Here is a 12,315-nt window from a genome sequence, read left to right on the forward strand (position 1 = left end):
CTATCGACCTGCGAAATATTTTTCGAGATTGGAGACAACCCGGTCGGCCATGGCCTTCCGGGTTTCGACCGTCGCGCTGCCCATATGCGGTTGCAGAACAACGTTACTCAATGCAAATAAAGCTTCGGGAACATTCGGCTCGTCTACAAATACGTCGAGTCCGGCACGGCCGAGCTCACCCGATTGCAGCAGTTCCACCAGCGCCACCTCATCAACCACGGTTCCGCGTGCGATATTGATAAATGTGCCCTGCGGTCCAAGAGCCTTTAGCACTTCGCGGGAAACAATGCCCTGGGTTGCGCTCGCCGCCCGGCAGGATCGCGATCAAGGCGGCGCAATCACGGGCCATAGCAACCAGATCAGGGTAGTAAGCGTAGGAAACGTCCGGCTTTTTGTTGCGAGTGTGGTAGGTCACCTCACAGCCGAAGGCCAGGAGTTTTTCCGCAATAACGCTACCGATACGCCCGAGCCCGACGAGCCCGACCCTTTTGCCTTCAATTCCCTGCGCTAGCGGCGGCGTTTCGCCTTTGGCCCAACGCCCATCCCGCACGAAACGATCATTGGCGGCAATGTCCCGGGTCGTGGCGAGCAACAACGAGATCGCCATGTTCGCGGTGTCCTCATTAAGCACGTCCGGTGTATTGGCAACCTTGATCCCCTTCTTGTTTGCATAGGCCACATCCAGGGAATCGGTGCCGACGCCAAAGGAAGAAACGATTTCAACTGCAGGTAACAGGTCTATCATGTCTGCCTTCAGACCCGTAAAGGTGCTTGTGACAGCCGCCTGGAAGCGCCCTGCATTTTGCTGCAGAAAGTGTAGAGCGTCTTTTTCCTCATAGAGTCTCTCGACAGCATAACGCTTTTCCAGCTCCTCGAGTAAATAAGGCATAAGCGGACCGAGCACGAGAACCGGTTGTTTTGGCATCGAATCATATCCTGTGGTGCACCATTCAGCGTTATTGCAGACCATAGCGAAATTTTTGGAGTGAAGACAAACCCTTGTCATCGTATTTATCTATGAAGTATGTACTCGTATATGATGTATCAGACCGACGGCAGGAATTTCGTTCTGGCACTTGCATTGGAGCATCCATTAGTATGAGAACAACGGATCAAAGGGCTTCGGGACGGAAAAATGCCAAAGACAGTTGAAATCGCCGATCTGAAAAAAATCGCGCAGCGCCGCGTACCAAAAATGTTTTTCGACTATGCCGACTCGGGTGCGTGGACCGAAAGCACTTACCGCGCCAATGAAGAAGATTTCCGCAAGATTCAGCTGCGCCAGCGTGTCGCTGTCGACATGACCGACCGGACACTTGAAAGCACCATGATTGGCCAGAAGGTCTCGATGCCAGTCGCTCTCGCGCCCACCGGCCTTACCGGCATGCAACATGCGGATGGCGAGATGCTGGCAGCTCAGGCGGCCGAAGAGTTTGGTGTTCCCTTCACGCTCTCAACCATGAGTATTTGTTCGATTGAGGACGTTGCGTCGGCAACGACCAAGCCGTTCTGGTTCCAGCTCTACGTGATGCGCGACCGTGACTTCATCTACAATCTGATCGATCGCGCCAAAGCGGCCAAGTGTTCCGCCCTGGTTCTGACGCTCGACCTGCAAATTCTCGGCCAGCGTCACAAGGATATCCGCAACGGTCTTTCCGCCCCGCCGAAATTCACGCCGAAACATATCTGGCAAATGGCCACCCGCCCGCATTGGTGCATCGGTATGCTCAAGACGCAGCGCCGCACATTCCGCAACATCGTCGGTCATGCCAAGGGTGTTGGAGACCTATCATCGCTGTCGACCTGGACTGCGGAACAGTTTGATCCGCGCCTGTCGTGGAATGATGTCGCATGGATCAAGGAACGCTGGGGCGGCAAACTCATCATCAAGGGAATCCTCGATGTGGAGGATGCAAAAATGGCGGTCTCAACCGGCGCTGATGCCATTATCGTATCCAATCACGGGGGCCGCCAGCTTGACGGCGCGCCATCATCGATTTCTGTTCTCGCCGATATTGTTGATGCCGTAGGTGACAAGATCGAAGTACTTTTCGATGGCGGCATTCGGTCCGGACAGGATGTATTGAAAGCCCTCGCGATCGGCGCCAAAGGTACCTTTATCGGCCGGGCATTTCTCTACGGCCTCGGCGCGGGCGGCAAGCAGGGTGTCACCGAAGCGTTGGAAATTATCCGCAAGGAACTCGATATCACCATGGCCTTATGCGGGGAACGGGACGTGAAAAATCTCGATCGCAACAATCTCTACAAGAGCGGTCTTGAGACCAAACCGCGCATGGCCGAGGTCAAGAAGAAGCGCGGCTGATAGCTGCAGATCAACAAGAACCCCGGAATTTCCGGGGTTTATGTTGGGTGAATCAGATGGTCTTCATCACTCGGAATCAATTGCATTCCTAGCGGGCCACCACTCATCGGCATTGTTCTGCCAGTGCTTTTTATACAATGATGTTGAGAATACCCTGCTCGACCTTGTCCATAACCCACTGGCGCTCATCCCCCCATGCGTGGCGCTTCCATCCTTCCCAGGTAAACCCGCAAAGAACGATCTTCCATTCAGCTGGATCGAAATTCTGGAGAATATACGTCAGACCGAAGTAGCCAGTGCTCGGGAAAATTTCTCTGCGCTTGGCTTCGGGTATCCCGAGTACATCGCAACCATCCCTATAAAAGTGGGGTGGAAGCAAGAGGATAGCCTTGCCGGCGGCGCCAAACGCGTCAATCGCCTGTAGCGTCCAATCGCCTCTCCTTCCCTTCAGCCGTGAGAGAAGGTGAGGTTGCCTGAAGTACTCTGCGATGATCTGCGGATGATAGGCGAAGACGACCTGCGAAGCGCCCTGAACGATTGGTGAATTGAAATAAGCAGGATCGGAAAGGCGGCGCTGCATCGGCTTGCCGGAATTGCAAACGAACAGCAAATCCGTTCTGGTCCCGGAAAACTCCTTTGACAATTTCGGTTCATTGAAACGCACAACCAGATCTGATTGATCGACCATATCAGAAAGGTCATTTTTGATCGGGCCATTACCGACAATAAAGATTGTCTTACGCTGGTCAGTTGTCATCAATTGATTCTTGGTTGGCTGAAGTAGCTGGCAGGAGTTTTGATCTTAGCACTGGTTTGTGCGGTAATGCCTATGCTCTATGGCAAAATAGCGCCTTTTGGCAAAAACTGTGTCAACGCGGACAATTCCGAAACGCACGCTTGCGCCGCAACAGGAAGCATGAGCCGCTGGTACGCCCAAGGGGAATCGAACCCCTGTTTGCGCCGTGAGAGGGCGCCGTCCTGACCGCTAGACGATGGGCGCATAGCAGGTTGATCACGCGGGTATAATCAAGCTGCCGGGAAAGTGCAATATTGTTTTGCGCGTCCTTTGACGTTAACGCGCCCCGTTTCAGCTAATTGCCCACTGCCTCCGATATTCGCGCGATGACACGCTTGGTCGTGACATCATAAAGAAGAATCTGCCGGCTGCCGTCGCCGAGCCTTGTCTCAAGGGAGAGCGTATTATCCGAAAGATTATGAGACAGGATGCGTGTGCCCGGATCGAGCGTGATCGCCTCGCCCTCAAGCGCAGCTCCAAGCGCCTGTCCCGCAGTCTGCGACCGTGTGACCGTCGCCACCTCCTGCACCGGCTGGTTAATCTTGTAGACAATGGCGGCGAGCACAGCCATAAGACCAATCACCATAATGCCGATGGAAACAGCCAGAAGCCGAATCATTTTGCGGCGAACCCGCTCCATTGCGGGATCGAGCGGTTCTTCTTCCCCATCAAGGTCTTGGTTGATATTGGCCATATACGGCATCTCCGAGGTTCGAAACCAAGCCTCTGTAACGAAGGGACGAGGTCTTTGAAAGAACTAATTACCAATTTCGAGGCAACCGGCAAAAGGCTGGACGCGTGGCTTTCTGCTCAGCTGGCACCAGATCTGTCGCGAAATCGCATTCAATCGCTTATCAGTGAGGGACAGGTAAGCGTTGACGGCAAAACCATCCGTGAGGCCAAGCACAAGCTTCGCGAGGGTGCCAGCATCACAATCGCGATCCCGGAGCCTGAGGATGCGACACCCAAGGGCGAAGAAATAGCGCTCGACATTCTGTACGAAGACGCTGATCTCGTCGTTATCAACAAACCTGCCGGGCTGGTGGTGCACCCGGGCAACGGCAATTGGACCGGCACGCTCGTCAATGCGTTGATCCATCACTGCGGCGACACTCTGTCGGGCATTGGCGGCGTTAAGCGGCCGGGCATTGTGCATCGCCTGGACAAAGAAACCAGCGGCGTTATGGTCGTGGCCAAAAACGACCTTGCCCACCGCCATCTGAGCGCCCAATTTGCTGATCACGGGCGCACGGGTGATCTGGAGAGGGCATATCTTGCCATCGTCTGGGGAACGCCCGACCGTAAAACCGGAACGATCGATGCCCCGCTTGGACGCTCCCATCGCGATCGCACCAAGCAGGCCGTAGTGCATGAAGAGCGCGACGACGCACGCCATGCCGTTACTCATTTCGAGGTTCAGGAGAGGTTCGGTGCAAAAGAAGATGCTACCGCCCTTGCCTCTCTCATCGAATGCCGGTTGGAAACTGGCAGAACACATCAGATCCGTGTTCATATGGCTCATATTGGTCATCCGCTTGTAGGTGATCTGGAATATGGCAGCGCCTACAAAACGAAGGCGAACAAACTCGCGGAACCACTGCAAAGCATCGTCAAGGGATTCAACCGGCAAGCGCTCCATGCCAGGCTTCTTGCGTTCGAACACCCTTCCACCGGAGAAATATTGCATTTTGAAGCACCTTTACCGGTCGACATGGGCCAGCTGCTTGAGGCATTTCGCACCGGTAGCTTCTGATCGGATTATTTTTCAAAGGGACGGAACAATTTCGCCGCCAACGTATTCATAAGAACAGACGCTCAAATCCTGACTCGATTGTTCACGTTTATGTGACACAATGTTTCGTTGCTTAATGCATCGTGTTTTTGACAAAATGATACCTATATATTGATGGCACCAATCTGTTCGCGCCAAGGTCTTGGGCGGGCAGCTGTTGCGGACCCGCCGATAATGGGGGTCAATTCCAAAATGAGGAGGGGTGCTCTGTGGCCCAAAATCTTCCAAGTATTCTAGGCGGTGACGGTGGACTGACCCGCTATCTCGAAGAAATCCGACGCTTTCCCATGCTCGAACCGCAAGAAGAGTACATGCTTGCAAAGCGGTATCTTGAGCATGCGGACCCCAAAGCGGCTCATAAACTTGTAACCAGCCATCTGCGGCTCGTCGCCAAGATCGCAATGGGTTATCGCGGCTATGGCTTGCCGATTGGTGAAGTTATTTCCGAAGGTAATGTCGGCCTGATGCAGGCTGTCAAAAGATCTCGAACCAGAACGTGGTTTTCGTCTAGCTACCTATGCCATGTGGTGGATCAAGGCCTCGATCCAGGAATATGTCCTGCGCTCGTGGAGCCTGGTCAAGATGGGCACGACCGCCAACCAGAAACGTCTGTTCTTCAACCTGCGTAAGGTGAAAAGCAAAATTCAGGCGCTGGATGATGGTGACCTCAATCCGGAACAGGTCAAGGAAATTGCAACGCGTCTCAGTGTTTCCGAAGACGAAGTGATTTCCATGAACCGCCGCCTCTCGGGCGATGCTTCGCTAAACGCACCCATTCGTTCGTCTGACGGCGAGGCGGGGGGTGATTGGCAGGATTGGCTGGTGGACGACCACGACAGCGCTGAAGAGATGCTGATCGAGCAGGACGAACTGGAAAATCGCCGCGAAATGCTCACGAGCGCAATGTCGTCTCTGAACGATCGCGAACGCCGCATCTTCCAGGCACGACGCCTTGCTGATGATCCGGTAACGCTGGAAGATCTTTCGACGGAGTTCGGCATCAGCCGCGAACGCGTTCGCCAGATAGAAGTCCGCGCATTCGAGAAAGTGCAGGACGCCGTGAAAGCCGCTGCGATCAAGCAGCAAAAGGCACTTGTCTCGACTGGCTCGGATGCTCGCTGAGTACGCACATCAACGAATAGGATAAAGGCCGCCTGTAGCGGCCTTTTTTCATGGCTTACCCACCTGCCTTCGCGGCCCAGGATTTCAGCACCTCATCGAACGCCTTCTCGCCAGGTAGACCCTTTTCAAGGGTGATCAAGGCCCGCCGGCCCGTCTTGTAGGCGATTGGTATATCGACCCAGGACTGGCGCCGCATCAACGACATGTTGGTATCGATTGCCGTCTTCGCATCATTCATTGCAATGATGAAGAAGTTGTCGGCAATCTTCGCCGGAATGGCGACGAGTGGGCTGCCCGGAGCCTGTTCCGTATCCTTGAACGTCATGCGTGACACGTTGTCGATTGAACCGCCCGCAAATCCCTCGGGTACGGTAAAGATCATTTCGACCAGGTGACTTGCAGGCAGGGTCTTATCACCATTGCGCCGGATAATCATGCGCAGATTGATGCCACGGTCAGGGATGGTAACCTCGGCCCGGATAGCTGGTTCCGGGGGAAGATCATTACCGGGTGATTCCTGTACGACCGACCAGACGACACCGCCCGCATCCGCAGTACCGGCATCCTGCCCGGAGCGTTCCTCGTAGAAGAAAGCCTTCTGCCCGATCGGCAGCGCGGCAGACGGTTGCGCCTGACCGGCAGCCTGCTGCTGGCCCTGTGCCGCAGGCGGTTTGGCGGTTTGATCGGGCGTCGAGGCCGCAACCGACGTACCCTCTCCGATAGAGGGTGTGTCATTCGCTGGGCCGGGATTTATTTCCTGACCATCAGGCAGCAGCCGTTGCGTCAATTTTGGCTCCGGCTTCGGCTCGTTCGTTTCCGGGGCCGCTGCCGGAGTCGGTGTTGCTGGCTGTGGCGGTTGCGCCGGCGTGTCCGCTGTTTCCGCAGGTTTTGCCGGTTCCGGTTGGCTGCTGGTAAGATTGGCCAACCATGTCTTGACGGCCCCGGCCTGTGCCGAAATCCTGTCCTTGTAGGTCCATCCCGCATAGCCAGCGCCGGCGACGACCAAAAGCAAAGCAAGAATGCCAAGCAAAGGCACCAGAGAACGCTTCTCCATTGGCTGCTTAAGGGGACCCCGCGTATAGACGCCATAGTCGCCAGTCCGGCGGTCTTCTGTTGCATCCCTCAGGTCATCGTCGTCAGTTTCTGCCTCAGGGCCCCGCCCCGTCTGCTGGTCCATAAAACCGGGACCCGGCTTGGATATTTGAGGGTCTGCGCGAAAACTGTCGGGCTTGGTTAATGTCCGCCCTTCACCGCTGGAACCTTGACTGGTCAGGAAATCTTCAAGGGCATCGGGCTGTGAGCCTACTTTTGTAAAGGCAGGAGCGGTAACCGGGATGGGCTTCTCCTCCGTAGGAGGAGGCGTCGAGGCGACGACAGGCGCCTGAGCAGGAACCGAGGGCGCCGCAGGAACAGGCTCTGGAACGGGAAGGCTATCCTCGACAGCAGGCGTGAATTCAGTCTCGACCTCAGCGATTGCATCTTCCAGCGCCTTGATTTGGCGCTTCGCCACGGTCTCCGTCGCATTCAGCGCGGCAAGCTTTTGCTCAATCGTTGCGCGGGCTTTCGCATACACACGTTGACGAAGCTCGGGCGTTGGATCCGCGAGCCCGTCAATTGTCTTCCTCAATACTGCAACGAAGTCTGCCATTCACCCAAACCTATGGTTTTGTTGTGAGATTAACCCTGAGACGCGCCTTTGACACTCAACTCGACTCTAATCATGAAATGGGTCAGTAACAAGTATCGTGTCATCGCGTTCAGGGCTGGTGGACAGCAGTGCAATCGGCGCGCCGATCAGTTCTTCGATATAACGCACATATTTGACTGCCTGCGCCGGGAGTTCGCTCCAGCTGCGCGCGCCAGCTGTGGTTCCTTCCCAGCCTTCCAGCGTTTCATAGACAGGCTTTACGCGGGCTTGCTGCCCCTGACCTGCAGGTAGGTAATCGATTACTTCGCCGTCCAATTCATAACCCGTACAGACCTTGATTTCCTCAAGACCATCGAGCACGTCGAGTTTGGTCAGCGCAATACCGCTGATGCCGTTGTTGGCTACGGCCTGGCGCACGAGTACCGCGTCAAACCAGCCGCACCGGCGCTTGCGTCCGGTTACCGTTCCGAATTCGTGCCCGCGCTCGCCGAGAAATTGCCCGACTTCATTCTGCTGCTCTGTCGGGAACGGGCCTTCACCGACACGCGTCGTATAGGCCTTGGTGATGCCAAGAACATAGTGGAGGGAGCCAGGACCAATGCCTGAACCTGCCGAGGCCTGTCCGGCGACCGTGTTCGACGAAGTCACAAACGGATATGTTCCGTGGTCGATATCGAGCAGTGTGCCTTGCGCACCTTCGAAAAGAATGCGTTCGCCGGCACGTTTCTTCTGATCGAGCACGTACCAGACTCGGTCCATGAACGGCAAAATGTGCGGTGCGGCTTCGTTGAGCTCGGCGAGTAGCGCCGCGCCGTCCACTTCGGCGAAACCCAGTCCGCGGCGGAGTGGGTTGTGGTGAGCAAGCAACCGTTCAATTTTAGCTGGTAGCGTGTTCGGATCGGCCAGATCAAGTACATGAATTGCACGGCGGCCGACCTTGTCTTCATAGGCCGGTCCAATACCACGGCCGGTTGTGCCAATTTTGGTACCCGCCGCGGCTTTTTCCTCACGCAGCCTGTCAAGCTCGCCATGAATCGAAAGGATAAGCGTCGTGTTTTCCGCTATTTTCAGCGTGTCCGGGGTAATGACCACACCCTGCGCCTCGAGCTTCTTCTTTTCGGCTATGAAAGCGTGGGGATCAAACACGACGCCGTTACCGATGATGGAGAGCTTGCCCTGACGAACTACACCTGAGGGCAGAAGCGACAACTTGTAGGTGACGCCATCGACGACCAGCGTATGACCCGCATTGTGACCGCCCTGAAAGCGAACGATGATATCTGCCCGTTCGGAAAGCCAATCGACAATCTTTCCCTTGCCCTCATCACCCCATTGGGAACCGATCACAACAACATTTGCCATTCAAAACTCCTCGAGTCATAACCTCGTCGCGCACTTTTTCCTCAAATGCGGTGCTTCTATACAGGCTGGTTTATAAAAGCGCGACAATTCTTTCCACGATCACCGGACCAATTTGCCTTTATTTGCTGAATAAACCTATTGTCCGCCTGACTGCAAAAGTTATCTGCCTGCCAGCCGGAAAAGACTGAAAGATCATGAACCGCACCGCCTATGTCTTTCTCCTGGTAACTGCGCTGTTTTGGGGCGGCAACGCCGTCGCCGGGAAATTTGCTGTTGGGCACATCTCTCCGATGCTGTTGACATTGTTGCGCTGGCTCGTGGCTTTTCTATTGGTTGCCGCGATCAGCACTAGGCACGTCCGGCGCGATTGGAAGATTGCGCAAACATCTCTGGCTACTGGCCGCTTTGGGTGCCTTTGGCTTTACATTTTTCAATATGGCACTTTACAGCGCTCTCAACTACACGTCCGCAATCAATGTCACAATCGAGCAGGCAGGCATACCGATGGTCATCTTCATCACCAACCTCCTGCTCTTTGGCACGCCCGTGCGAACGGGGCAGATCTTCGGCTTCAGCCTTTCCTTGATTGGTGTTGCGCTGACTGCCGGCCATGGGAGCTTCTCACAGCTCGCCAGTCTGCAAGTCAATTTCGGCGATACCTTGATGCTTCTTGCCGTGCTTCTCTACAGCGGTTACACCGTCGCGCTGCGTTTTCGGCCAGCCATCAACTGGCAAAGTCTCATGACGGCCATGACTTTCTTTGCCTTCTTGACAGCCATACCCTTCACGATCTGGGAGATGAAATCCGGAGCGATGAGATTTCCAGATATGACTGGAACCTTGGTGGTGCTTTATACAGCAATCCTGCCCTCACTTGCGGCGCAGGTTCTTTTCATCAAGGGCGTTGAGTATATCGGTGCGAGATCGGGCTGGCTTGTTCATCAATGCAGTGCCGATCTTCGGTACGCTGCTTGCGGTTGCACTCCTCGGTGAAGATCTTCGCCCTTATCATGCGGTCGCACTGGTCCTGGTTCTTGGTGGAATCTGGATTGCGGAGCTCAGCGGACGCAAGCATGCGGCAAGTGAAGCTGGCGGAGCATGAAACAGGCATCATCCGAATAGGTTTTCAGCTTGGGCTCAATGTCCGGCCGGTTGGCGACTTCAAATCCCTGCTTCTCCCAAAAACCGGACGACCCATTCACCGCAACAAGTGACATGGTTTTAAAGCCTGATTCGAGGGCATGGCTTGCCACAATGGAAATGATCTTGCCCGCCGCACCGCTGCCGCGCGCCGCCCCAAGCAAGGCTATGTCATGGATGTAATAGGTGTCAGGGTGTTCCGGCAAAGCCGAAAGAACGGTGTTCAGAGCTGGAATGTTAAAACTTTTCCAGGGATGCGTAACCGCATATCCGATGATTGTGCTTCCGTTTTCCAGAACATAGCTTCCATTTTCATACAGTACGAGCCGATTGAGAAAAACCGCATCATCCTCCGGAAATTCCGGATGAACTTCCTTTGCAACGGCGCTGACAGAAGCGAGATCGCCCGCTTCCATCAGCCGCCAGTGCAGCGGATTCGCCAGGGAGGTCATCATGTCACACCCCTACAATCAGCTCCCAGTGAGATCAAGCGACGTCAAACTCGAGCGGCTTTGCCGAAACAATCGCCTTGTTGATCCGCAATTCTTCCAGAACGTGGTCCGGAATGCGCTCGTCAAGATAAAGCATAGCGATGGCGTTGCCTCCCGGAGCTGCCGCGGCCGAGGGAGAAATTCGCAATATTGACGTTGTTATTGCCGCAAATGGTTCCGAGCAAGCCGATCATGCCGGGCGTGTCATTGTTGGTCGTATAGAGCATATGCTGACCAACCTCGGCATCGAGATTGATGCCCTTGATTTGAATGAAACGAGCCTTGCCGTCGGAGAAACAGGTACCTGCGATCGACCGCGTCAATGAATCCGTCTTTACTGTCAGCTTTATGTACCCATCGAACACCCCGGATTTGTCGCGCCTGACCTCCGAGAGGATGATGCCGCGCTCTTTCACCATGATTGGCGCAGATACCATGTTCACATCGGCAACCTGGGGACGGATCAAACCGGCCAACGCCGCGCTGACCAGCGCACGTGTGTTCATTGCCGCAGTGGAGCCATCGAACAATACTTCCACTTCCTGGATAGGCTCTTCGGTAACCTGACCGACAAAAGCACCAAGCACTTCGGCCAGCTTGACAAAGGGCTTCAGACGCGGCGCTTCTTCGGCCGTGATGGACGGCATGTTGATTGCGTTCGAAACCGCGCCCCTGATCAGATAGTCTGACATCTGTTCGGCGACCTGCAAGGCGACATTTTCCTGTGCCTCGCTTGTCGAAGCGCCCAGGTGCGGCGTGCAGACAACATTCGGGAGATGGAACAATTCGTTCTCGGTGGCCGGCTCTACCTCGAATACATCGATGCCCGCTCCAGCAACCTTGCCTGACTTGAGTGCAACGATAAGATCTTTTTCGACAATCAAACCGCCGCGAGCGCAATTGATGATCTCGGACGCCGTCTTTCATCTTCGCGATCGTTTCTGCATTGATGATCCCGCGTGTTTTGTCAGTCATCGGCGTGTGCAGGCTGATGAAATCCGCCCGTGCCAGAAGCTCATCAAGCTCGACCTTTTCAACGCCCAGCTCTTCTGCCCTGCCCTCAGAGAGGAACGGATCAAATGCCACCACATGCATTTTCAGGCCGACGCCGCGCGTGGCAACGATCGAGCCGATATTGCCACAACCAATAACGCCTAGCGTCTTGCCTGTGATTTCGACGCCCATAAAGCGATTTTTCTCCCACTTGCCGGCGCGGGTGGAGGCATCTGCCTCCGGCAATTCGCGGGCAATGGCAAACATCAGGGCAACCGCGTGCTCGGCTGTGGTGATCGAATTGCCAAAAGGCGTGTTCATCACAATGATACCGCGGCGGGACGCAGCGGGGATATCGACATTGTCGACGCCGATACCAGCGCGGCCAATGACCTTGAGGTTCTTGGCGGCAGCAATCAGTTTTTCGGTAACTTTGGTTGCTGAGCGGATGGCAAGACCATCGTACTGCCCGATCACTTCGAGCAGTTTGTCTTTGTCCTTGCCAAGGTCCGGCAAGTAGTCGACCTCGACACCGTGATCTTTGAATATTTGCACGGCGGTCGGAGAAAGTTTATCGGATACGAGTACGCGCGGTGCCATCATGGCCTCCATCGTTGAATCTGAATGAATGTGATTGAGGTGGCCGCA

The 12,315-nt window shown here is 55.1% G+C and carries 8 protein-coding genes, 1 tRNA gene and 4 pseudogenes; 4 read left to right on the plus strand and 9 right to left on the minus strand.

Features of this window, described 5'->3' with window-relative positions; genetic code table 11:
• Entirely contained in the window at window positions 1-273 is a 273-nt protein-coding gene (locus tag N8E89_RS04625; protein WP_262261263.1) for an NAD(P)-dependent oxidoreductase, read from the minus strand.
• A complete protein-coding gene (locus N8E89_RS04630) occupies window positions 212-970 on the minus strand; it encodes an NAD(P)-dependent oxidoreductase (protein ID WP_262261265.1) in 759 nt (252 codons plus the stop codon). Before N8E89_RS04630 ends, N8E89_RS04625 begins: the two co-directional genes overlap by 62 nt.
• 165 nt (window positions 971-1,135) lie before the next feature.
• Here N8E89_RS04630 and N8E89_RS04635 point away from each other — a divergent pair, with 165 nt between their 5' ends.
• Window positions 1,136-2,323: an alpha-hydroxy acid oxidase gene (locus N8E89_RS04635; RefSeq protein ID WP_106666987.1), complete on the plus strand. Its 1,188-nt coding sequence runs from the start codon at window positions 1,136-1,138 to the stop codon at window positions 2,321-2,323.
• Between the two features lie 130 nt (window positions 2,324-2,453).
• On the opposite strand, the gene N8E89_RS04640 is transcribed toward N8E89_RS04635, so the two are convergent.
• The 3 genes from N8E89_RS04640 to N8E89_RS04650 all read right to left on the minus strand — a co-directional run bounded on the left by N8E89_RS04640 (window position 2,454) and on the right by N8E89_RS04650 (window position 3,813).
• Window positions 2,454-3,080, minus strand: coding sequence for a glycosyltransferase family 29 protein (locus N8E89_RS04640; RefSeq protein WP_106666988.1), 627 nt, complete (start codon window positions 3,078-3,080; stop codon window positions 2,454-2,456).
• Window positions 3,081-3,248: 168 nt separating this feature from the next.
• Window positions 3,249-3,323 (minus strand) — tRNA-Glu (locus tag N8E89_RS04645).
• Window positions 3,324-3,414: 91 nt separating this feature from the next.
• Window positions 3,415-3,813 carry a fimbrial protein gene (locus N8E89_RS04650; protein WP_262261267.1) on the minus strand — a complete coding sequence of 133 codons (399 nt, stop codon included), beginning with the start codon at window positions 3,811-3,813 and terminating at the stop codon, window positions 3,415-3,417.
• 54 nt (window positions 3,814-3,867) lie between these two features.
• Between N8E89_RS04650 and N8E89_RS04655 the strand changes: the two genes are divergently transcribed.
• Together N8E89_RS04655 and rpoH are read left to right on the plus strand one after the other, a co-directional pair.
• Window positions 3,868-4,872 carry an RluA family pseudouridine synthase gene (locus tag N8E89_RS04655; protein ID WP_106666990.1) on the plus strand — a complete coding sequence of 335 codons (1,005 nt, stop codon included), beginning with the start codon at window positions 3,868-3,870 and terminating at the stop codon, window positions 4,870-4,872.
• A 248-nt stretch (window positions 4,873-5,120) separates the two neighbouring features.
• A pseudogene (gene rpoH / locus N8E89_RS04660) lies at window positions 5,121-6,033 on the plus strand (RNA polymerase sigma factor RpoH).
• A 1,444-nt stretch (window positions 6,034-7,477) separates the two neighbouring features.
• Here rpoH and N8E89_RS29260 read toward each other — a convergent pair.
• Both N8E89_RS29260 and N8E89_RS04670 read right to left on the minus strand, forming a co-directional pair.
• Window positions 7,478-7,681: pseudogene (locus N8E89_RS29260) on the minus strand (transcriptional regulator); the annotation flags it as partial.
• A 66-nt stretch (window positions 7,682-7,747) separates the two neighbouring features.
• Window positions 7,748-9,043: an adenylosuccinate synthase gene (locus N8E89_RS04670; protein ID WP_106666993.1), complete on the minus strand. Its 1,296-nt coding sequence runs from the start codon at window positions 9,041-9,043 to the stop codon at window positions 7,748-7,750.
• A gap of 194 nt (window positions 9,044-9,237) precedes the next feature.
• Between N8E89_RS04670 and N8E89_RS04675 the strand changes: the two are divergent.
• Window positions 9,238-10,145 (plus strand): annotated as a pseudogene (locus N8E89_RS04675) (DMT family transporter).
• Here N8E89_RS04675 and N8E89_RS04680 read toward each other — a convergent pair.
• Together N8E89_RS04680 and serA are read right to left on the minus strand one after the other, a co-directional pair.
• The gene (locus N8E89_RS04680; RefSeq protein WP_262261271.1) at window positions 10,102-10,638 is read right to left on the minus strand and encodes a GNAT family N-acetyltransferase; all 537 of its coding nucleotides are present in this window, start codon (window positions 10,636-10,638) and stop codon (window positions 10,102-10,104) included. The pseudogene N8E89_RS04675 and the gene N8E89_RS04680 overlap by 44 nt on opposite strands.
• 31 nt (window positions 10,639-10,669) lie before the next feature.
• Window positions 10,670-12,267, minus strand: a pseudogene (gene serA / locus N8E89_RS04685) (phosphoglycerate dehydrogenase).
• Between the last annotated feature and the right edge of the window lie 48 nt (window positions 12,268-12,315).

The organism is Phyllobacterium sp. A18/5-2 (genome assembly GCF_025452215.1).
Taxonomy (GTDB): domain Bacteria; phylum Pseudomonadota; class Alphaproteobacteria; order Rhizobiales; family Rhizobiaceae; genus Phyllobacterium; species Phyllobacterium sophorae.